The sequence below is a fragment of the Brenneria sp. L4-2C genome (assembly GCF_040240335.1).
Taxonomy (GTDB): Bacteria; Pseudomonadota; Gammaproteobacteria; order Enterobacterales; family Enterobacteriaceae; genus Brenneria.
The window spans coordinates 285,859-308,518 of record NZ_JBEIAC010000004.1 but is presented as its reverse complement, the minus strand read 5'-3'; the positions used below and the strand labels follow the sequence as shown (position 1 = coordinate 308,518).

19 protein-coding genes are annotated in these 22,660 nt (G+C 56.4%); 9 read left to right on the top strand and 10 right to left on the bottom strand.

Annotated features, from left to right (window positions below):
• Positions 1-212: 212 nt before the first annotated feature.
• The gene (locus tag ABRZ26_RS09225) at positions 213-1,826 is read left to right on the top strand and encodes an EAL domain-containing protein (protein WP_319603957.1); all 1,614 of its coding nucleotides are present in this window, start codon (positions 213-215) and stop codon (positions 1,824-1,826) included.
• 1,140 nt (positions 1,827-2,966) lie between these two features.
• Here the strand turns inward: ABRZ26_RS09225 and ABRZ26_RS09220 are convergent.
• The 8 genes from ABRZ26_RS09220 to ABRZ26_RS09185 form a co-directional block, all read right to left on the bottom strand.
• Complete coding sequence (locus ABRZ26_RS09220) at positions 2,967-5,354, bottom strand: glucose/quinate/shikimate family membrane-bound PQQ-dependent dehydrogenase (RefSeq protein ID WP_319603956.1); 2,388 nt, start codon at positions 5,352-5,354, stop codon at positions 2,967-2,969.
• Between the two features lie 227 nt (positions 5,355-5,581).
• Positions 5,582-6,121 (bottom strand): HutD/Ves family protein, encoded by a 540-nt coding sequence (locus ABRZ26_RS09215; protein WP_319603955.1) that lies wholly within the window; start codon positions 6,119-6,121, stop codon positions 5,582-5,584.
• Positions 6,122-6,207: 86 nt separating this feature from the next.
• Positions 6,208-7,014, bottom strand: a complete 807-nt coding sequence (hutG, locus tag ABRZ26_RS09210) for an N-formylglutamate deformylase (RefSeq protein ID WP_319603954.1) — start codon at positions 7,012-7,014, stop codon at positions 6,208-6,210.
• 16 nt (positions 7,015-7,030) lie between these two features.
• The gene (locus ABRZ26_RS09205) at positions 7,031-8,413 is read right to left on the bottom strand and encodes a formimidoylglutamate deiminase (RefSeq protein ID WP_319603953.1); all 1,383 of its coding nucleotides are present in this window, start codon (positions 8,411-8,413) and stop codon (positions 7,031-7,033) included.
• Between the two features lie 43 nt (positions 8,414-8,456).
• Positions 8,457-9,203, bottom strand: a complete 747-nt coding sequence (locus ABRZ26_RS09200) for an amino acid ABC transporter ATP-binding protein (RefSeq protein WP_319604005.1) — start codon at positions 9,201-9,203, stop codon at positions 8,457-8,459.
• A gap of 32 nt (positions 9,204-9,235) precedes the next feature.
• Complete coding sequence (locus ABRZ26_RS09195) at positions 9,236-9,907, bottom strand: amino acid ABC transporter permease (RefSeq protein WP_319603952.1); 672 nt, start codon at positions 9,905-9,907, stop codon at positions 9,236-9,238.
• Positions 9,908-9,971: 64 nt separating this feature from the next.
• Entirely contained in the window at positions 9,972-10,721 is a 750-nt protein-coding gene (locus ABRZ26_RS09190) for a transporter substrate-binding domain-containing protein (RefSeq protein WP_319603951.1), read from the bottom strand.
• A 52-nt stretch (positions 10,722-10,773) separates the two neighbouring features.
• Positions 10,774-11,541: an IclR family transcriptional regulator gene (locus ABRZ26_RS09185; protein ID WP_319603950.1), complete on the bottom strand. Its 768-nt coding sequence runs from the start codon at positions 11,539-11,541 to the stop codon at positions 10,774-10,776.
• 428 nt (positions 11,542-11,969) lie between these two features.
• Here ABRZ26_RS09185 and ABRZ26_RS09180 point away from each other — a divergent pair, with 428 nt between their 5' ends.
• The 7 genes from ABRZ26_RS09180 to ABRZ26_RS09150 all read left to right on the top strand — a co-directional run bounded on the left by ABRZ26_RS09180 (position 11,970) and on the right by ABRZ26_RS09150 (position 18,603).
• On the top strand, positions 11,970-12,830 hold the full coding sequence (locus ABRZ26_RS09180) for a MurR/RpiR family transcriptional regulator (RefSeq protein ID WP_319603949.1): 861 nt from the start codon (positions 11,970-11,972) through the stop codon (positions 12,828-12,830).
• A 175-nt stretch (positions 12,831-13,005) separates the two neighbouring features.
• Positions 13,006-14,346 (top strand): aspartate aminotransferase family protein, encoded by a 1,341-nt coding sequence (locus ABRZ26_RS09175; protein ID WP_319603948.1) that lies wholly within the window; start codon positions 13,006-13,008, stop codon positions 14,344-14,346.
• Between the two features lie 10 nt (positions 14,347-14,356).
• Positions 14,357-14,920 (top strand): carboxymuconolactone decarboxylase family protein, encoded by a 564-nt coding sequence (locus ABRZ26_RS09170; RefSeq protein ID WP_319604004.1) that lies wholly within the window; start codon positions 14,357-14,359, stop codon positions 14,918-14,920.
• 341 nt (positions 14,921-15,261) lie between these two features.
• On the top strand, positions 15,262-16,014 hold the full coding sequence (glnH, locus tag ABRZ26_RS09165; RefSeq protein WP_319603947.1) for a glutamine ABC transporter substrate-binding protein GlnH: 753 nt from the start codon (positions 15,262-15,264) through the stop codon (positions 16,012-16,014).
• 63 nt (positions 16,015-16,077) lie between these two features.
• Positions 16,078-16,734 (top strand): glutamine ABC transporter permease GlnP, encoded by a 657-nt coding sequence (gene glnP / locus ABRZ26_RS09160; RefSeq protein WP_319603946.1) that lies wholly within the window; start codon positions 16,078-16,080, stop codon positions 16,732-16,734.
• Positions 16,735-16,736: 2 nt separating this feature from the next.
• Complete coding sequence (gene glnQ / locus ABRZ26_RS09155) at positions 16,737-17,459, top strand: glutamine ABC transporter ATP-binding protein GlnQ (protein WP_319604003.1); 723 nt, start codon at positions 16,737-16,739, stop codon at positions 17,457-17,459.
• A gap of 115 nt (positions 17,460-17,574) precedes the next feature.
• Complete coding sequence (locus ABRZ26_RS09150; protein ID WP_319603945.1) at positions 17,575-18,603, top strand: C45 family autoproteolytic acyltransferase/hydrolase; 1,029 nt, start codon at positions 17,575-17,577, stop codon at positions 18,601-18,603.
• An 86-nt stretch (positions 18,604-18,689) separates the two neighbouring features.
• Here the strand turns inward: ABRZ26_RS09150 and ABRZ26_RS09145 are convergent, their stop codons facing one another.
• Positions 18,690-19,946: an MFS transporter gene (locus ABRZ26_RS09145; protein WP_319603944.1), complete on the bottom strand. Its 1,257-nt coding sequence runs from the start codon at positions 19,944-19,946 to the stop codon at positions 18,690-18,692.
• Between the two features lie 623 nt (positions 19,947-20,569).
• On the opposite strand from ABRZ26_RS09145, the gene ABRZ26_RS09140 reads away from it, so the two are divergent.
• Positions 20,570-21,502, top strand: a complete 933-nt coding sequence (locus tag ABRZ26_RS09140) for a LysR family transcriptional regulator (protein WP_319603943.1) — start codon at positions 20,570-20,572, stop codon at positions 21,500-21,502.
• Here ABRZ26_RS09140 and ABRZ26_RS09135 read toward each other — a convergent pair.
• The gene (locus tag ABRZ26_RS09135) at positions 21,490-22,578 is read right to left on the bottom strand and encodes an ABC transporter substrate-binding protein (RefSeq protein WP_319603942.1); all 1,089 of its coding nucleotides are present in this window, start codon (positions 22,576-22,578) and stop codon (positions 21,490-21,492) included. The genes ABRZ26_RS09140 and ABRZ26_RS09135 overlap by 13 nt on opposite strands.
• Between the last annotated feature and the right edge of the window lie 82 nt (positions 22,579-22,660).

Below are 22,660 nucleotides of genomic sequence, written 5' to 3'. Positions count from 1 at the left end.
CGCCCATCAGGCCTTCTCCCGGCGCGCTGATTGAACCGCGGGGAAATTAATGATGCCGCGCCATATTGGTTATTGAACGGGGAACATTGATGCGTGCTACACTTTTCTACAAAATCAGTGTGGTTTCTACTTGGAATGGTTTCAGACCCTCTTCGTGTACTGTCAGTCAAACAAATCCGACAATATCAGGGAAATGAAAGAATAGAGACGTAATGGAAAAAAACAATCATAGCCCCGCCCCTGGATACGTGTATCTGTTAATCGTCGCCTGGTTACTCCCCATCTTACTGGGCATGGTCTTCAGCTATATCATTGCAAAGCAGGATGTAAAACAGGATCTGAAAATAACCAATCTGGTGATCATGCATCAGGCGGAAGCCATTAGCCGGCAGGCCTGGAGCATGGTGGATAGCCTGATGGTTTACGAGGGGCAACCCTGCGAGCGCATTTTTCCCGAACTGATATACCAGGGTACGCTCTCCGCCTACTTTCGTTCGGTGGGACTGTTGCAGGGAGAGAATATGTACTGTTCCTCCGTTTCCGGCGACAGCCTTATCCCGTTAAACAACATTATCCAGCATCCGCTGCCGACCCCGATGCCCGAGCGCTGGAATATTTCGCTGCCGGAGACAAGGCGCGTCCAGAAACGGCCGGCGGTGATTTTCGCCCGACAGCTTTCCGACTCGTTCGGCGCCTTCGCTCTGGTTGATTCGCAGTATTTGATCGACTTTATGAACGCCATGGGCAATACCCGGCAATATCTGCTGAGCATCTGCTTCGGCGACGGCTATAAAATTCAGGAAGGACACGCCATTGTGGATGATAATCCGCTGATCGCGCCAATGTCCGCCGCCGCCGTCTCACCCCGTTATCCGATTAAGGTCAGCGCGGCGTTGCCGGCCTCGGAGTTGGTCAAGTCATGGCGGCGCGCCTTTATCGCCTTTCTGCCGCTGGCGCTGATTTTGTCTGTGATCTTTACCGCCATTATCCGTTCATGGCAGAAACGCAAAATGTCGCTGCGCGACGAACTGCGCAAGGGCATGCTCAACGACGAGTTCGCCGTGCATTATCAACCGATCTACGATATGACGACCCGAAGCTGTATCGGCGTGGAAGCGCTGATGCGCTGGTATCGGCCCGGCGGCAGAAGCATCAGTCCGGATGTCTTTATTCCTTCCGCCGAGGCCGAGGGCTTAATCATTCCGCTGACGCACCATATGTTCAGACTGCTGGCCGCCGATGTAAAACACTGGCAAGTGCCTGAAGGATTTCATCTGGACGTGAATATCGCGGCCGAGCATATGCAACATGCGGATTTTGTGGACGACATTCGCCGTCTCGCGGAGATGCTGTCGCCGCATAAGATGCGCATCACGCTGGAAATCACCGAACGCAGCCTCATCACGAATACGCAGGATGTGGTGGAAAAGCTGACGCTACTGCGGCGGGAGGGGTTCATTATCGCCATTGACGATTTTGGCACTGGTCACTGTTCCTTGTCCTACCTGCAAATGTTTCCGCTGGATTACCTGAAGATCGATAAGGCCTTCGTCGGAACCATCGACTCGGCCCATAGCGATACGCCGGTGCTCGACGCGATTATCGGCCTGAGCCGCAGGCTGGATCTGGATATGGTGGCGGAAGGGGTGAATACCCGGCACGAATACCGCTACCTGAAGCAGAACGGCGTCAAATATTTACAGGGCTACCTGTACGCCCGGCCGATGGACAGCCGGACATTTATGACATGGCTGCGGAGGCGCAGGGTACGCGCGATTCCTCATTCCTCCCCCGCGTCATCCCCCACGTCATCCCCGCGGCAGTAGGCGGGGAGCAGCTTCTGCAACCGTAAACCGCCATTGACTGATTCCCGCCTGCGCGAGAATGACGAAAAAAGTATCCCGTCGTCCCCCGAGTCATCCCCACGTCAGCAGGCGGGGATCAGCCTCTGCAACCGTAAACCGCCATTGACCGATTCCCGCCTGCGCGAGAATGACGAAAAAAGTATCCCGTCGTCCCCCACGTCATCCCCGAGTCATCCCCGCGGCAGTAGGCGGGGATCAGCTTCTGCAATCGTAAACCGCCATTGACCGATTCCCGCCTGCGCGAGAATGACGAAAAAAGTACCCCGTCGTCCCCCACGTCGTCCCCGCTTCATCCCCGAGTCATCCCAACGTCATCCCCGCAGCAGTAGGCGGGGATCAGCTTCTGCAACCGTAAACCGCATTGACCGATTCCCGCCTGCGCGAGAATGACGAAAAAGTACCCCGTCGTCCCCCACGTCATCCCCGCAGCAGTAGGCGGGGATCAACCTCTGCAACCGTAAACCGCTATTAACCGATTCCCGCCTGCGCGAGAATGACGAAAAAAGTACCCCGTCGTCCCCCTCGTCGTCCCCCTCGTCATCCCCGCGGTAGTAGGCGGGGATCAGCTTCTGCAACCGTAAACCACCATTGACTGATTCCCGCCTGCGTGAGAATGACGAAAAAAGTATCCCGTCGTCCCCTACGTCATCCCCGAGTCATCCCCGAGTCATCCCCGCGGCAGTAGGCGGGGATCAGCCTCTGCAACCGTAAACCGCCATTGACCGATTCCCGCCTGCGCGAGAATGACGAGAAAAGTACCCCGTCATCCCCCGCGTCATCCCCACGTCATCCCCGCAGCAGTAGGCGGGGATCAGCTTCTGCAACCGTAAACCGCCATTGACCGATTCCCGCCTGCGCGAGAATGACGAAAAAAGTATCCCGTCGTCCCCCTCGTCATCCCCGAGTCATCCCCAAGCCATCCCCGCGTCATCCCCGCGGTAGTAGGCGGGGATCAGCCTCTGCAACCGTAAACCGTCATTGACCGATTCCCGCCTGCGCGAGAATGACGAAAAAAGTATCCCGTCGTCCCCCACGCCATCCCCGCGGTAGTAGGCGGGGATCAACCTCTGCAACCGTAAACCGCCATCGCTTGACGCCCTGTTATTTTCCGTCGGGCAACGCATAGGCGATAATATAATCGCCGAGTTTGGTGCCGAACGAGCCATGCCCGCCCGCGGCGATGACCACATACTGCTTGCCGTTAACCGCATAGGTCATCGGCGTGGCCTGGCCGCCGGCCGGCAGACGCGCTTCCCATAGCTGTTCGCCATTCGTCACGTTGAAAGCGCGCAGATAGTTATCGGCCGTCGCCGCGATAAAGAAGACATTGCCGGCGGTCGAGACCGGCGCGCCCAGCATCGGCATGCCGACCTTAAACGGCAGCGGCAATGGCGAGCTGTCGCGCACGGTGCCGATGCGCTTTTTCCACACGATATCGTTGGTTTTCAGGTCAATGGCCGAGATATAACCCCAGGAGGGCTGTTTGCAGGGGATCCCCAGAGGCGACAGAAAAGCGTTCAGCTTGACGCCGAACGGCACGCCGTACTGCGGCTGAATCCCCGCTTCCGAACCGGAACCGCCTTGCTCGCCGACGCCCGGTTGCGCCGGATTATTCGGGCCGCGGGGAATCAGTTGAGAAACGAACGGCAGCGCCATCGGGTTGGCGACGGCAATCTGACGGTCGGTATCAACCGAAATGCCGCCCCATTCGAACATGCCCAGATTGCCGGGGAAAACCAGCGTCCCCTGCTCGGATGGCGGCGTAAACGGCCCTTCATAACGCAAGCGGTGGAACATCACGCGGCAGACCAACTGATCGTAAAGGGTCGCCCCCCACATATCCTTGCCGGTCAACGGCTGCTGAGGACGGAAGGTCAGCGCGGAATAAGGCTGGGTGGGAGAAAGACGATCGCCTTTGGCCGGGCCTTGCGGCACCGGGGTTTCCGGCGCGGGCGACACGGTTGCGCCGGTACGGCGATCCAGCACGAAAATGTTGCCGGTCTTGGCCGGAACATACACCACCGGCACGGTATTACCGTTCTTATCGGTAATGTCCGCCAGACTTGGCTGCGCCGGTACGTCCATATCCCACAAATCGTGGTGAACCGTCTGATAGAACCACGCCAGTTTGCCGGTCGTCGCATTCAGCGCCAGCAGGCCGCTGGCGAAACGCTCCATTTCCGGCGAACGATGACCGCCCCAGATATCCGGCGTCGCCACGCCGATCGGCAGATAAACCAAATCCAGCGCGGCGTCATAAGCGGCCGGCGCCCAGGAGTTCGGCGAGTTCGGCGTATAAACCTGCTCCCCTTGCGGGATCTTGTTCGGATCTTTGCTGCCGGTATCGAATACCCACAGCAGCTTGCCGCTATTCACATCGAAACCCCGGATCACGCCGGAAGGTTCGCGCGTAGAGTAGTTATCGGTGACCGCGCCGGCGATAATCACCACGCTGTCGGTCACAATCGGCGGCGACGTCGGCTCATAGGCGCCGGCGCGGGCATATGGCATATTGCTTTGCAGATTCAGCTTGCCGTGCTCCGCAAAGTCGGGACACAGTTCGCCGCTTTGCGCGTCCAGCGCGTACAGGTTGCCGTCGTTGACCGGCAGCAGGATGCGGCGCGAGCAGAGCGCGGGTTTGGCGTCCGTCGCATTGACCTGCGCCGGCGTTTGGTGATAAGACACGCCGCGGCAGGTAACGTGCTGAAATGAGGGATTAGTCGCCAGTTGCGGATCAAAATGCCATTTTTCTTTGCCGGTCACCGCATCCAGCGCGAACAGCCTTTGGTGCGGCGTACATAGATAAAGGGTATCGTCGATCTTGATCGGCGTAACTTCATCGGTGATTTCTTCCGGATCGCCGACCCTTTTCAAATCGCCGGTGCGAAACCGCCAGACTTCCTGCAATTGACCGACGTTTTTATCGTTAATCTGCGTCAGCGGCGAATAGCGGGTGCCGGCTTGCGTGCGGCCGTAAGCGGGCCAGTCGTCGTCGGGTATCCCGCCGGCCGGGCGGTCGGCGGCGGCGCTTTGATCCGCGCTCAGCGAGCCGTTAATCTCCTGCGGATCGTTGAATATCGCATACGCCAGCACAATGACGGCGATCGCCAACGAGACGCCCAGCGCGCCGCGCGCCAGCGGCCCTTGACCGGTCAGGCCGCGGTAGATAAAGGGCAGCGCAATCCACAGGCCGAAAAAGAAGGTGACGTCCAGACGCGGCGTCAGCGCCCAGAAATCAGGCCCGACTTCCCAAAGCGACCAGAGCGTGGTGCCAAGCAGGAAAACCGCATACAGCAGCAGCGCGACGACGCGGCGGCGATGCAACAGCCAGGCGGTCGCCAGCATAATCAGCCCGGCGATCAGGTAATACCATGAACCATGAAGTTTGACCAACCAGATACCGCCGATGAGCAGGTAGAGGCCGGTCAGGACGGAGAACAAAACGGTGAGGGTTATCAGTATCCGCGATAACCCGGCTTTACGTTGCATAGCATTAACCTTACAGAAATTTAAAGTTACTCCTTTACAGGTTACGCCAAATATTAAAAATAACCCTTTGCCGGACGGATATTTATCATCGGCTCACCCGCCGTTTTCCCCCGCCGGGCAGGCGCGCCTTATCAAGCGTAAGCCTGCGGTCGATCGGCCCCGCGCAGGAAAATGTAAGCAATAATGATATTCACGCCGCGCGCCGGCGAGGTTGCAAGGCAAACGCCTCATTCATAGGTAATCGCGGCGAAAAGCAGATGCGCGTCCGCGGAGTCGGGCCGGACGTCGACGGCGCAGTCGTTCCACCATGCGCCCTGTCCGCGCGCGCAGGTGGCATCCCCTATGCGCCAGCGGCCGGCTATCACCCAGCAAACCCCGGCGACGGCCTGCTGCGGCCGTCGGGTGGCGATCACCGTCGCCCGACATACCCCGCGGCGCGTCATAACGTTGAAATCCAGACTTTCCGGGCCGGACAAACGGGCGTTCACCGCCGCTTCGCCGGCAAAGGCGAAAGGCTGGTACAGCGCCAGCGGCTGGTCAAACGCCCCCGGCGACGCCAGCGCCACGCCCTCGCCTTGCAATAGGGTAATCACACGGTCGACCCCCGGAAAAAAAGAGAAAGCGCCGCTGGCGGCGATGCTGGCGATACTGGCGCGCCAGGCGAATGACGCCGCGCGGGGCGGAAAGCTGACGATCTCCCGCGTTTCGCCGCCGCCATTACGCCAGCGCGTCACCGGCAGGCTCTCGGTATCATAAAATTCGATCATGGATTCCGCTCTGTTGGGTGCGGGGACGACGCCGTCGTCCCGATAATTATGCCAAGCGGCCGAGGCGAATATCCCTCAGCGCGTCGTTACCGGCCTTCGCGGGCAAACGCCAGCGCCGACTGTAGCATGGTCTGAAGATGGGTTTGCAGCGCGCGGGCCTTTTGCGGTTGCCAGCGCCAGGGCGGCGTTTCATCCATATAGCTGCTCTGCGCCAGCTCCATCTGCACCGCGTGTACGCCCTGATGCGGCTGACCATAGTGGCGGGTGATATAGCCGCCGGTATAGCGTCCGTTTTCCACCTGCGTGAACGGCGAGGCGGCGCGCGCGACCGCCGCGATACGCTGCTGCAATGCGGGCGCGCAGCTCGCGCCTTTATTGGTGCCGATATTGAAATCGGGCAGGCGTCCGTCGAAAAACTGCGGCAACACGGAACGAATGGAATGCGCGTCCCACAGCACGACGCGGGGAAAGCGGGCTTTCAGTCGCGTCAGTTCCTCCTCCAGCTTATCGTGCCAGGGCTGCCAGTAACGGCGGCGACGCGCCTGCACCTCTTCGGGAGACGGCGCGGCGCCCGGCAGATACACCGGCCCGCCGTCAAACCGCGTCTCCGGACACAGCCCGGTGGTGGCCTGCCCCGGATAAAGGCTGGCGCCGTCCGGCGGCCGGTTGAGATCGACCACATAGCGGGAGCAGGTGGCCTGTAGCCACGACGCCCCCATTTCTCTGGCAAAAGCATAAAGCTGCTCGATGTGCCAGTCGGTATCGGGTACCGTCCGCGCTTCAGGCGTCAGGTCGCCGGCCAGCTCGTCGGGCAGCCAGACGCCGGTATGGGGCATGGTGATCAATAAGGGTTCGCTGCCCTGATGGAAAATAAACGGCGCTACGCTAGTCATAATGTCAATCTCCCGGTCAAATTTGCTGCAATAACTGCCGACGTACATCGACGAACGCCGCCAGCGCCGACGGATGCAGCAGGTGCTGACGATCCACCCGCTGACGCCCCCCGGTCCATACCCGTTGTACCGCCGAACTGCGCGAACTGCCGAACAGATGGCCGGCCAGAATGTTGTCCGCGGACAGCAGCGCCAGCGCGGCGTGCTGCGCGTCCAGTTCCACCAGATCGGCGCGCTGACCGGCGGCAAGCCCGGCCACATTGCGCCCGCTGGCCTGCGCGCCGCCATGCAGCGCGCCCAGATACAGGCTGGCGGCGACATCGCTCTGCCGTTGGTCGGCGCAGACATTGCGCTGACGGAACTGCAAACGTTGAGAATATTCCAGCATCAGCAGCTCTTCCGCGGCGCTGACGGCGACATTGCTGTCGGAACCGATGCCCCAGCGGCCGTCATGCTGACGCCACTGAGGAAAATCAAACATCCCGTCGCCCAGATTGGCTTCGGTGGTAGGACACAGTCCGACCACCGCGCCGCTGCCGGCGGCGCGTCGATACTCCTGCGCCGTCATATGGGTGGCATGGATCAAGCACCAGCGACGGTCGACCGGCTGGTGTTCCAGCAACCACTCGACGGGCCGCAGACCGCTCCAGGCAACGCAGTCATCCACCTCCTTGCGCTGTTCGGCGACATGGATATGGATCGGCGCGCGCGCATCCATCTGGTCGATACCGCTCAGCAGTTGCGTCAACGCCTGTGCGGAGATGGCGCGCAGCGAATGCGGCGCGACGCCCAGCCGCACCTGAGCGTCGCGCGTCAGCGGCATCAGTTGTTGCCATAGCGTAAGAAACTGTTCGGTGTCGTTGATAAAACGCCGCTGCTTCGCCTCCGGCGGCTGAGCGCCGAAACCGCTGTTCTGGTAGCACACCGGCAGCAGCGTCAGTCCGATGCCGGTGCGCGTCGCCGCGTTGATCAGGCTGCGGCACAGCGTCGTCGGATCGGCATAGGGTCTGCCGTCGGGCTGATGATGCACATAGTGAAACTCGCATACCGAGGTGTAACCCGCCTCCAGCATTTCGCTGTACAACCAGGTGGCGACGATCTCCAACTGCTCCGGTGAAATCTTCGCCGCAAAGTCATACATCAGATTACGCCAGCTCCAGAAGCTGTCCTGTTGCTGTCGCCGATACTCCGTCAGTCCGCCGAAAGCGCGCTGGAAAGCGTGCGAGTGCAGGTTGACCATGCCCGGCAGCAGCCAGCCGGCCTGTTCAACGTCGGGCGGACGGCGGCAATCCGGGACAACCCGGCTGATCACGCCCTGCTCGTCCCACGCGATCAATACGTCGCGCTGCCAGCCGTCATTCAGCAACGCGTGTTGGGCAAAAAGTTGATTCGTTATCATGATGATTGGTTGCCTGGTGAAGAAAAGAGTTCGGTCCGGCGCCTTAGTGCTGGGACAAGACCGACTGAAGAAATCGCTGGGTGCGCTCGCAGCGCGGCGCGCCGAAAATCTGCGCCGGCGTCCCGGACTCAATAATGCCGCCGCCGTCCATCACCACCACCCGATCGGCGACTTCGCGCGCAAACCCCATTTCATGGGTGACGACAATCATGGTCATGCCTTCCTGCGCCAGCAATTTCATCACCTGGAGCACTTCGCCCACCAATTCAGGATCGAGCGCCGAGGTCGGTTCATCGAACAGCATCACCGTCGGCGACATCGCCAGCGCGCGGGCAATCGCCACCCGCTGTTTCTGTCCGCCCGACAGGCTGCCGGGCATCGCCTGCGCCTTGGCGGCCAGACCGACTTTCTCCAGCAGTTGCAGCGCCTGCTGACGAACGGCGGCTTTGCTCATATCGCGCAGCATCAGCGGCGCCACGCAGATGTTCTCCAGCACCGACAAATGCGGAAACAGGTTGAAGGACTGGAATACCATGCCGACCTCTTTGCGCAGTTGGTTGAGCTGCGGTTCGGCCAGCATCTTTCCTCCGCTGATCAGCGGCCGCCCGCACAGCGTGACGTCGCCCTCTTCCGGGTGTTCAAGACCGTTGCAGCAGCGCAGGAACGTGCTTTTCCCCGAGCCGCTGGGGCCGATAATCACCACGACTTCGCCGGGGAACACGTCGAAATCAATGCCGCGCAGCACCGTATTGTCGCCAAAACGTTTGCCGAGACGACGGATGGTGATCAGCGCGGACGCCTCTATAGATTGACGGTCGGTCATTACTGCACCCCCTTCATATGATGACGTTTCTCAAAATAACGCAGCGCCACAACGGAAATGCCGGTCAGGACAAAGTACACGCCGGCCACCACCAGATAGGTTTCCAGATCGCGGTAAGAGTTGCTGATAACCGTCGTGCCGGCCTGCATCACATCCTGAATGGTGATCAGGGAAACCAGCGCGGAGTTTTTGATCAGCGCGATAAATTCATTGCCCAGCGGCGGGATCATGCGCACCAGCGCCTGCGGCAGAATGATTTTGTACATCGCCTGTACGCCGGACATGCCCAGCGAGCGCGCCGCTTCGTTCTGACCGCGTTCGATAGAGGTGATCGCCCCCCTGACGATTTCCGAAATATAGGCGCTGGAGTAGAGCCCGAGGCCGATAACGCCGCAGAAAAAGGACGGCAACATCACGCCGAAACGCGGCAGGCCGTAATACCAGATAAACAGTTGCACCAGCAGCGGCGTACCGCGAATTAAGGTTACGTAGGCGCTGGAGGCGGCATACAGAATGCGCCGGTGCGGGTTAAGCCGGGCGATGCCGACCAGCAGACCGAGCGAACACCCGACCAGCAGCGCGCACAGGGTAATTTCGATCGTCACCAGCGTGCCGGCCAACAGGGCGTCGCTGCTGGCGAATACCGGCGCAAAGTCGAGGTCTAGATTCATAAAAAATGTCCTGTGGTACGTGGCGGTTTTGCGGGCGTGATGCGACGCCCGCGGCGGTTACGCGTTAGTGGGTGGGAAACCATTTATCCAGCAGACGCTGGTAGACGCCGTTCGCCTTGAGCGTCTCGACGGCGCCGTCGATATCGTCGCGCAGCTGCGTCAGATCTTTACGCACCGCGATCCCGTATTCTTCGGTGGTTAACTGGTCGGCAAGAATCCGTACCCCGCCTTTGGTGCGCGCATATTGGAAGGCGGCCGGCTTGCCGGTCACCGCGGCATCGACGCGGCCGATGCTGACCAGGTTGAACATCTGCTGGTTTTTCTCTACTTCCACCAGACGAACCTCCGGCATATTGCCGTGCAGCCATGCCACCGACTTGGTGCCGACCTGAACGCTGACGCTTTTCCCTTTCAGATCGTCATGGGTTTTGATCGCGGCGTTGTTCTCTTTCACCACCACCACCAGTCCGCCGGTCAGATAGGGTTTGGTGAAGTTCACCACCTGCGCCCGTTCCGGCGTAATGTAAATACCGGAGACCGCGATATCGGCCCGCTGCGAAGTCACGCTGGGGATCAACCCCTTGAAATCCACGTTCGTCCACTGTACCGGCCGATTCAACTGCTTGCCGATAGCCTCCACCAGTTCAATATCGAAACCGCTGAACTTGTTGTTTTCCATAAACTCCAGCGGCGGGAAAGTCGCATCCGTGACGGCTTTAATGGGTTCCCCCTGTTGTGCGAAGGTCAGACCGGGAATACAGGACAGTCCGATGGCGAACAGGGTGTTTAACAAAGCACGACGGGTAACAGACATACATGATTTCCTCTGGTTAAACGACGCGATGGATCCCCTGCGGGCCACAGCGTCAAAAATCGTTTAAATGCTGATGAATACGTTCGACGGCCGCCGCCGTCAGGCCAATCAGATCCGCCTGCTTGCCGGCCACCCGCTGCGAAGGCGCCATCAGACTCAACGCGCCAAGCAGTTTGCGGTTGGGCGCCAGTAACGGAAAACTGACGCCCCAGACACCGGCATCCACTTCACTGTCGCTGTCGACATAGCCCCGCTCGCGGATCGCCGCTAACTGCCGCGCTATCGCGGCGCGCTGTTCGGGATGCGGAAACTCCAGCGGCAGAATGTGGCGCAGTTCGGCTTCAGGCAGATGCGCCAGCAGACACTTCGCGGTCGCGCCGGCCCGCAGCGGCACGCTGCGCCCCTTCTCGAAGGAACAGCGCAGCGACTGCGTCGCTTCAATCATGCTGACGCAGATCGCCTGCCGGTTCATCGCCACGGTGATGGCGACCGTCTCCTGCGAGGCGTCGGACAGCCAGCGCATCTCCGCCTGCGCGCACTGCGTCAGCAACGCGGTTTCATCAAACCCCATCGCCAATTGCAAACTCACCGGCCCCGGCGCGTACAGATTCCCGCTTTCCATGACAAACCCCCAGCGGCGGAGGATCGCCAACTGCCGGTACAGCGTACTTTTGGCCAATCCGGTCATCTTCATCAGTTCGGTGGCGCTGGCCGGTCGGCCGAACTGCGCGATGGTTTTAAGGATCATCAGCACCCGCTCCTGCGCGCTGATAACGTCTTCCGCCTGACCGGCAGTGGTTTGAGAAACTTTCGGCATCATGCATCCCCGGTATGCGCAGCAATAAAATCGGGTGACGGCTCCCACCCTGATATGACTAAAGCAGGGGGCGTGCCATATTTTGGGAAATAAACTCCCATATAATGGGAATTAAAATAAATACAATGAATTAACAGGAGTAAAAAAGGCAAAAAACAGCGAAAAAAACGCTATTCGGCGTGATGAAAAAAATTTTCCCCGCGTGGCGATCGCCGGCCGCGGCCAATGGCTGCACCATATTGATGAACGCAAAGCACCAAAATGGCGCACAGGCTGCGGACAGCGATCTATGCGTCTGCCGCCCAGACGGCGCAGAGCGATAGCGTGCGTATGCAACCGCCGCCAAATAAGTGATAGATTTTGCTATACGTTACCCACAGTTATGTCAGAATTTGCCTGCCAAGTTCCAAGCCCAGGAGAATCCCCCGTTAATGAGCACTCAGCAAATCATCGCAAACAGTTATCCGCTGTTGACGCCGGAGCTACAAAGAGCGGCGGAATTTACGCTTCAGCACGCCAACGAACTGGTGGTGCTTTCTATGCGCGCATTCGCCAAACAGGCGGGCGTTCAACCGGCGACCTTGTTGCGTCTGGCGAAAAAGCTGGGGTTTGCCGGCTGGAGCGAACTGAAAAACGCCTTCATTGACGACATGGGGCTTAGCAATGAACCCTACGGCAAAAAAGCGCAAAAGCTGATCGATCAGGGGGAGGACAACGCGCTGTATGAGGAAATATTTAAATCCCATCTCGCCAACCTCGGGCAAACGGCATCGATTAACCCCGAAGCGATGAAAAAAGCGGCGTCCTTGCTGGATAAGGCGGAAAACGTTTATATCTGCGGGTTTCGCGCCAGCTTCTCCATCGCTTATTCGCTCTACTACATCTATCGCCTGTTTAAGAAAAACGTCTTTCTGATCGACGGGCATGCCAGCAACATAGAAATGTTTACCCGCGATTTGACCCCGGCAGACGCCATGCTTGTGATTGGTTTCGCCCCTTACTCGAAAGAGACGGTCAGGGTATTCAACGCCGCCAGGCAGGCGGGATGCCAAACGGTATCCATCACCGATGCGCTTATCTCTCCGCTGGCGCTGGAAGCGGATGCCGCGCTCCTTTTCCACACCGGCAGCCCCTCCTTCTTCCCGTCCGTCCTCTCCGGCATGGCTATCAGTGAATGCCTGCTGGCGCTGTTGGTGGCCAAACATGGGCAGCAGGCGGTGAAAGACATCGAGAACGCGGAAAGTCATCTGATCGATACCGGCGCCTATATCATGCCGGGCAAACAGCAATAATATTTCCCCTCGCCCACGCAGATAACCGCCATGCGCTGAATACCAGGCTAATCAGCGTCTGGATCATTTTTCAGCGCAAATGATACAAATGAATTAATTTTATATTGACCAGTTCCATTTGAATCATGCAAGATGAACGCATGACACCCCTTTTCGCCATTCAAGGTCTGGTAACATGAGCCGTATTATTCATCGCAGTCTGCTGTCAACACCGATCGTGGCGGCATCCGCACAAGGCGCCTATATCACGGATATCAACGGTAAACGTTATCTGGATGCCTGCGGCGGCGCGGCCGTATCCTGTCTGGGTCACGCGCATCCTGATGTTCTGGCGGCAATACATCGCCAAATCGATACCTTGGCCTATGCCCACACCAGCTTTTTCACCAGCGAGGCGGCGGAACAGTTGGCGGACAATCTGGTCGCCAATGCGCCGGGCGATCTCAATCACGCCTACTTCGTATCGGGCGGTTCTGAAGCCGTGGAAACGGCGCTCAAGATCGCCAGACAATATTTTGTCGAAATAGGCCAGCCGGAACGCACCCTGTTTATCGCGCGCAAGCAAAGCTATCACGGCAACACCCTGGGCGCGCTGGCGGTCGGCGGCAACGAATGGCGGCGTAAAAAGTTCGCCCCGCTGCTGATGAATGTCGCCCGCGTCTCGGCCTGCAATGAATACCGCGACAAAGGCGCAGACGAAACCCAGGCGCAATACACCGCAAGATTACTGAAAGAACTGGAAGACGCCATCATTGAGAACGGCGCGGAAAAAATCATCGCTTTCTGCGCCGAAACCGTGGTCGGCGCGACGACCGGCGCGACGCCGCCGACGCCGGGCTACCTGTCCGGCGTGCGCAAAATCTGCGATAAGTACGGCATTCTTTATATCGCGGATGAAGTGATGTGCGGAATGGGCCGCACCGGCACGCTGTATGCGTTTGAACAAGATAACGCCGTACCGGACATCGTGACGATCGCCAAAGGTCTGGGCGGCGGTTATCAGCCGATTGGCGCGGTTCTGACGACAGATAAAATCGTCGACGCCATCAAAGCCGGCAGCGGTCTGTTTCAGCATGGACATACCTACATTTGTCACCCGACGGCCGCGGCGGCCGCGCTGGCGGTGCAGCAGGTCATCCAACGCGACAACCTGCTGGCGGATGTCAAATCGCGCGGACAATATCTGCAAAAGAGCCTGCGCGAAGTCTTGGGGGGATACGATCATGTCGGCGATATTCGCGGCCGGGGGCTGTTTATCGGGGTTGAGCTGGTTAAAAACCGCGCAAGTAAAGAAACCTTTGATCCGGACAGCAAACTCCATGCGGCCATTAAGCGCGCATGCATGGCGAAAGGATTGCTGGTCTACCCGATGGGCGGAACGGTCGATGGCCGATATGGCGATCATATCTTAATCGCGCCGCCGTTTATCGTTAGCGAAAGCCAGTTGGATTTTGTGGTTGAAACGTTAGCCGCCGTCATCCCTGAAGAAATTCAACGTGTGGGAGCGAACCAATAATATGCCGCCGATGAACCGAATGCCGGCCCTGGATTCAGCCAGTTGGGACGCTGAACAAAGAAAACTGGCCGAGGAAATTATCAACGGCCCGCGCGGCGCGCTATTACCGCCTTTCGAACCGCTATTGCGCAGCCCGGAATTAATGAGCCACGCCCAGAAAATGGGAGAATACCTTCGTTATCGCAGCGCAATTGGCCCGCGGCTTTCCGAACTGGCTATTCTCATTACCGCCAGAAACTGGTCGCAAGAGGTGGAATGGGCGATTCATGCGCCAATCGCGGAAAAACAGGGGATCGCCAAAGAGGCGATTGAACGCTTAAATCACCGGCGGGATCCTGAGTTTTATTTAGAAGATGAAAAAGTGGTGTATGAATTCTGCCAGGAACTGCATAACAAAAAAAACATCAGCGATGCCACCTGGCATAAAGCGGTAACATTATTTGGCGAACGCGGCGTGATTGATCTGATCGGTATCAATGGCTATTACACTTTTTTGTCCATGATTATGAATTCATCACACACGCCGGCGCCGGAAACGGTATATCCACTTTTAAAAGAGCAGCAAAAGATATAATAATAAAAACACTAAAATGAGTGCGAAAATATGACCTTCACCAGGGAATCATTATTTTAGTGCAACGATTGGATCATTTTGGTGAAAAAATAAAATACATGAATTACATAAAAATAACGTGTTTAAACTAAAAATAAAAAACCTTTTAAATCAATAATATAAAAACAATAAAAACACAATAAAAAGACGGAAGATAATGCATCCTGGCATACCTCTTGCTAAATACTTATGTCAGTACACAGGTTTATATACTCTAACTAATTCGAGTTGCAGCAAGGCGGCTAACGCCCATGCAATTTTAAGCAGGACGAGTATAATTATCTTACAATGAGGTATTAATTATGAATTTTTTCAGCAAGTCATTATTCGTCTCAGGCGCAATTCTGGTCAGCAGTTTTGCTATTTCCGCTCACGCTCAAGACAAATTACTCGTTGGCGTGGATACCGCGTTTGTTCCCTTCGAGTTCAAACAAAACGATAAATATGTCGGCTTTGATATTGATCTCTGGGACGCCATCGCCCAGAAAATGGGCGTCGATTACGACTTAAGACCGATGGATTTCGGTGGTTTAATCCCCGGACTGCAATCCAGGAATATTGATGTCGCCATGGCCGGAATCACCATTACGCCGGCGCGTAAACAAGTGGTGGATTTCAGCGACGGATATTACGATGCCGACCTGCTTATCACGGTTAAAACCAGCGACGATTCAATCATTAAATTCAAAGATTTAACGGGTAAAAAGGTGGGACTTAAGCAGGGAACCGCCGCGGCGAATTATATGAAAGCCAATGTAAAAGCCAACTATGTCGAATTCCCGAATATTGATAATGCCTATCTGGATCTACAGGCCGGTAATATTCAGGCCGTGGTGCATGATACCCCCAACGTTCTCTATTATGTGAAAACGGCAGGCAACGGAAAAGTAAAATCAACCGGCGAAACAGACAGTATGCTACCTCAGCAATATGGTTTTGCCTTGCAGAAAAACAGCAAATATACCGCTGAAGTGAATAAAGCGCTGGCGGAATTAAAACAAGACGGAACTTATAATAAAATCTATATCAAATGGTTTGATAAAGCGCCCAAATAAGCATAAATACCGGCCGGGAGTCTATTCCCGGCCGACTGCTGCGTAGTTGAATTGGATATAAGCATGAATTTTGAATTTAAATATGTATGGGAAGCGATCCCCATACTTCTGCAAGGGTTGGAGTTAACGTTATTCATTTCCGTCATTGGATTGATCGGCGGTTTCGTCATCGGCCTGATCGCCGGAATATGCCGGGCATTAGGGGGGAAAATAACGAAAACCCTTTCATTATTTTTCGTTGAGATTATTCGCGGAACGCCCATTATGGTTCAGGTGATGTTCATCTATTTCGCCTTGCCGATGATCTTACCCGTGCGTATTGATCCCATTACCGCGGCGGTGACGACTATTATCATCAACTCCGGCGCTTATATTGCAGAAATTACCCGCGGCGCGATTTTATCTATTAATAAAGGTTTCCGCGAAGCGAGCCTGGCCATGGGGCTATCGCAAAGAGATACCTTAATTCATGTCATCATGCCGCTCGCGCTGCGAAGAATGATCCCGGCGCTGGGCAACCAATGGATTATCAGTATCAAAGACACCTCTTTATTCATTGTTATCGGCGTGGCGGAATTAACCAGACAAGGTCAGGAGATCATCGCCGGAAATTTCCGCGCGCTGGAAGTATGGAGCGCGGTCGCCGTACTTTACCTGCTGGTCACGATTTGCCTGAGCGTTGTACTTAAACGGTTGGAAAAAAGGATGCACATACTATGAGTATCGTTGAATTTCAAAAGGTCGCCAAAAACTTCGGCGATACCCAGGTGTTGCATGATATCAACCTGAAAATCGAAAAAGGCGAAGTCGTGGTGATCATCGGCCCTTCGGGTTCCGGCAAATCAACGCTGCTGCGCTGCATCAATAAGCTGGAGGAGATCTCGTCGGGCGCGCTGCTGGTGGCCGGCATGCACATTACCGATGCGCATGTTAATGAATGCGATATTCGCCGTGAGGCCGGCATGGTTTTTCAGCAGTTCCACCTTTTCCCGCATCTGACCGCCCTGGAGAATGTCATGTTCGGTCCGATACGCGTGCGCAAAAGCAGTAAAAAAGACGCCAGGGCGCTGGCTAAACAGCTATTGGATAAGGTCGGTCTGGCTGAACGGGCGGATCACTACCCGGCCGAACTGTCCGGCGGCCAGCAACAGCGGGTTGCCATCGCCAGAGCGCTGGCGGTTAAACCGCAGATGATGCTATTCGATGAACCGACGTCCGCGTTGGACCCGGAACTTCGTCACGAGGTGCTCAAGGTGATGCAGTCCCTGGCGGAAGAAGGGATGACCATGGTGATTGTGACCCATGAAATCGACTTCGCCCGTAAGGTGGCCTCGCGTCTTATTTTTATCGACAACGGCACCATCGCCGAGGATGGCCCGCCGGCGGAACTGCTTACCGCATCCAGAAGCGAACGCCTGAAAACGTTCCTGCAACACGTGTCATAATTAGACATTGACGACGATTCGTTAGCGACGAGATTGCGATATCCGGGCTTATCGTACCGGGGCCATGTTCAGCAATCGGCATAATCCCTGGTCAATAAACAGTAAAGAGAGAACGATGAAGATGATGACTATCGCTGGCGATCGTTACCAGATTGGCCGCCGGTTGGGCGAACTGGGGCGCCGGGCGTATCAGGAAAAAGTGCGGGCCACCAGCCTGTGGAAAAAAATTGCCGCGTTGCAACAATCGCCTCAGGCGTTGAGCATGCAGGCGTTGGTGCGAACTGATTTTCCCGATTGTTGGCAGGAGTTGGAAGGACTGGCTTCAGGTCTGGCGTGTTCCGTCAGTGAGGTCTTTGCCTGGAACTGCCGCGGAGATTTACTTCCCTCAACGTCTGACGGTTGCAGCACGGTGCTGGGGAGAAGCGCGCACAACGATCTGATCATCGCCCATAATGAAGACGGCTTCCCTCAGTTAAGAGAAGATTGCGCCATCGTGAATATTCAGCCCAGTCAGGGGTTGGCCTTTACCAGCTTTTACTATCCCGGTTCCCTCTGCGGCCATACCTTTGCCGTTAACCAGCGGGGGTTGGTCATGACGATCAACAATATTCGCGCGCAGGTGCGGCCCATCGGTTATCCCAGACAGATTCTTGCCCGGGCCGCGCTGGATACGGATACGCTTGACGACGCGCTTGCCATTCTGACGAGCGAGAAGCGTTCAGGCGCGTTTCATCACAGTCTGGCCCAATGCGGCGATCCCCGGTTAATCAGCGTCGAAGCAACCGGTTCAGGCTTCAGCATTCGGCAAGTGACCGGAACGCACGGCCACGCCAATCACCTGATAGAACCTGCGATGAGCGGCGTTGAACAGCTCGTCACTCAGAGTTCAGCCAGCCGTCAGCGGCGTCTGAACGACTGGTTGCGTGAGCGCGGCGACACGCCGCTCGAATGCGCTGAGGCGCTGGCGATATTAAGCGACCGGCAGGATGCAGCGCTGCCCATTTTCCGTCAGGACCCCGCCGATCCGGATGAGGAAAATACCCTGGCGACCGCCATCTTTACGCTCTCACCTCAGGCGGTTGAATGGCGTGTGTATACTCAGGATCGCCAGAATGCGCGTCTGGAGGGCATGATCAGGCGTTAAATGCACATGGGTCGGATACGGCGTCGGCCGCCGTATCTGCCTGTCCGGCGGCCGGTCGCAACCGATACTGTTATTTAATCGCGCGACTAATGCGCTACGGCATTTGCCGGTCTGTTTACCGTCTCGGATAAAGTAAATGCCGATATAATGGTAAACGTCAGCGCAATGCCGCCTAACACCAAATAGGTGTCGTTAAAGCCGATACGATCGTATAAGCCGCCGGCTATAGACGATAAAAATATCTGCATCAACTGCTTGGAAAACTGAAAACCAACCAGATAAATCGTGGCGGACAGGCGAGTATCGAACGTATTGGAAATATATTTAAAGATACCGATCAATAAAAAAGGCACTTCAAACGCATGCAGCATTTTCAGGATCACAATCTCCACGATCGATGTCGCGAAAGCCGAGCCAAAAATACGCACCGACATAATCACGCCGGCCAGCAGCAATGAGTTTTTCGCCCCGATGCGATTAATGATCCACGGCGTTAAAAACATGATCAGCGCATTAGCCGCTTCACCGGCCGTAGTGACAAAGCCGAATATCCGATTGCCCTGCTCCGCCGTGGCGAAGAAAGATTTAAAAAAGTTGGCGAACTGTTGATCGAAAACATCATAAATACACGCCACGCCTAATACATACAGCACCATCAGCCAAAACTTACGCAGCTTGAACAGATCAACCACTAATCTCATATTAAACTGCGGCGCGTTGGCGCCTAACGCGCTCATCACCTCAACGGTCTTATTATTATCGGTTTTAGCCATCAATAGCAGCACAGCCAGGATAATGGCGGCCCCCGATCCCATCCAGAAGACGATATCCGGGTTCACGCTAAATAATATCCCCGCGGTCGACGCGCAAATTCCCCAGCCGAAACAGCCGAACATCCGCGCCTTGCCGTATTCAAAATGACTTTGACGACTAATTCGTTCGATATAAGCCTCAACGGCGCCGGAACCGGCGTTAAATACAAATCCGATATAGACGCCCCCTAATAACGCGCCCAACACGATATTCGCCTTCAACATCGGCGCGAAGACAAACAGAAAAAAAGGCGCGAAAAAGAGCAACAGGAAGGTAATCACCCACAGCAGGTGTTTTTTAATACCCAGTTTATCAGACAAGATGCCAAGAACAGGTTGAAATATAATGGCGAATAGCGACAGGCTGGAAAAAACAATCCCGGTTTCCGTTTTATTTAACCCGATTACCTCATGCAGCCATATGGGTAAAAAGGGGAAACAGGTCGCCATAATGAAGAAATAAAGGAAGAAAAACGTGCCGAATAGCCAAAAAGTTCGATTATTAATATAATAGCATGAAGTTGTATTCATTTTAGTTTCCCTATATCAACGCTATATAAAACATCGAGACGGGCAGAAATAATATTTGTTCCTGCTCATTGATCTTAACTTTCCCTGTACATTCGTTAGGTATCGACATCAAATCGAGCCGCCGGACGGGGTAAGGTCGTTATCTCCGGGGTCATAAAACGCCGCCGGATCGTCTCCCGGTAAAAAATTTCCGCCTCAGGCGAATAGCGTGCAATCACTCCTGACTTATCGCTGGTTTCGCGACTCATTACTCCCCCCACAGGCGCTTCTTGATGAAGCCATACTGGATCCGAAACGTTTAGACAGACAACCGAAACGATTCGGATTTGTGATTTGGGTATAAAAATAACTATTCTGTTCGGGAGTCGACACGCCGAAATACCAGAGCGGACGATGATGCAATATGCGCCAGATCCTGCTTATCGCCAGCCGCATCCTGCGCTACCCTGTGCGGCTCGCCTGTACCGGCAACCCTGTATATAGAGAACGCCGGGGGCGTGTCTTACGGCGCATTTCGGCAAACGGATATCGGACGGCCGACATATGTTATGCCTTTTTATTCATTGCGTTGCGTCGGGATTGCGCCTATATCACGCATAAAAAGAAGAGTCAGGTAATAAAGTATGCATCTGGATTTACGGCAATTGCGCAATTTTCTAGCCCTGGCGGAGCACGAAAGTTTTGTGCAGGCGGCGGAAGCCGTTTGTCTGTCGCAGTCGGCATTTAGCCGCAGCATTCAAACGCTGGAACAAACCATGGGCCACCCGCTGATCGATCGGCAAAGCAAGCGGTTTGCCCTGACGTGGCAGGGGAAAAAACTGCTGCCTTTCGCGCGCCGTATGCAGGAACTGTCCTGGGAGTTGATCAATGATATGCAGCAAATCAGCGATGAGGGCGGCGGCGAGCTGACGTTTGGCTGCGGCCCGGCGCCGGCGGTGGCGCTAATCCCGCGCGCGGTGGCGCAATTCCACCGGCTGCGGCCGCGGGATCGGGTGGCCTACAGCGTGGATAACTGGCAGTCGTTGCGTCAGCGTCTGTTAGCCGATGAATGGCCGTTTTTCGTCGCCGATACCTGGCACGCCGAGTTGGAAACCACGTTTCGCGTCCAGCCGTTAAGCCAGCAGCGCTGCTTTTTTATCTGTCACCGCACGCACCCGCTGGCCCGACAGGAAGCGGTCACCCCGGATGAACTGCTGCGCTTCCCGCTGGCGTCGCCCTATCTGCCGGTCGGCATGCGTAAAATTCTGGCGACGCTGACCGGTCAGCCCGATTTCCGCCCGCAGATTCAATGCGATCATATCTATTCGCTGTTCAACGTGCTGTCCCAGACCGAAGCCATCAGTTTCGCCAGCGAAGACGGCCTGGCGCTGGGTCGGCAAAGCCACCAACTGGTGGAGATTCCCCTGACGGAGACGCCGCCGGAATGGGGCGAAATGCGCACCCGTTTCGGCATTATCTCCAACCTGCAAAAGACCCTCCCGCCGCTGGCGCAACTGATGATAGACACGCTGCTTGAGCAGGACCGGCAGCGCCAGTCCGATGACTACTGCGCCTGACCGGCGGCGTTATATTGCGGCCAGACCGCGGCCTGCGGCTGTTCTGCCAGCGCCTTATCGACAAAACCGCCGGCGAACCATTCATCGACCGGGTAATCGCGACGGATCAAGCCGGCGTTTTTCGCCCGCTGAATGCTGTCGGCAAAGCTGCTGCGTAAAAACGCATCCAGACGCGGAGAACTCTGGAAATTGAGATCGTTTGGATTCAACTCTTCCTCAAACAGCGCCTTGGGGATCTGGCTCTGTTCCGCCATCAGCGCGATATAGTCCGGCAAATGCGCGGGATCGGCGATCCAACGCGCGTTTTCCACCAGCACGTCGACCAATTGCTGAGTCGCCTGCGGATAACGCTGAATAAAGTCCTCGGTCGCCAGCACCGCGGCCTGCGTGGTATTGGCGCGTCCCAGCTCGCTGCTGTTCGCCACAATGTTGATGCCCTGTTTACGCAGGGTCAGCAGTCCGACGCCGCCCCATGCCGCATCCACGCGCTTGGCGGCCAGCGCCGCTTTACTGGCCGTCCAGTCCAGATTAATCACCCGGACATCCCGCTCATTGAGGCCGGCGCTTTTCAACGCCCGTTCGAAAGAGAGCTGATCCGCCGTTCCCTTATAGACCGCTACGCGCTTGCCGCGTAAATCTTCAATTCGCTGAATGCCCGATTCCGGCGTCGCCGCCAGATAGGAATTCGAGCCGCGCGATCCCACCAATACCTTGGTCGGCAAGCCGCCCGCCCGGCCGATAATCGCCGCCAAATCGCCCAGGTAGACAACATCCAACTGCTGGTTGGCCAGCGCTTCGTTAACCGCCGGCCCCGCGCCTTTGAAAAACGACCAGTTAATTTTTATTCCCTGCGGTTCAAACACCGCTTCCAACTGGCCGCGAATATGCGCCAGCCCCAGCGGGCCACGGATAAACGGCTTGCTGCCCGCGCTTTGATCGGGCAGGCCGATACGGATCTCCGTCGGCTGGTTTTCCGCGGCCTGAGCGCCGGCGGAAAACATCAGGCCGGCCAGCATCAGCGAACCGACTATGCGCTGAGCGGCTCTCCGCCAGCGGCTTACTGCTTTTTTCTGCATTACCGAACTCCACTAATCAAGACTGTTGCCATCAAACTAGCGAAACACGGCGACGCGTTTTAAATAACATTTCCTGCTTTAT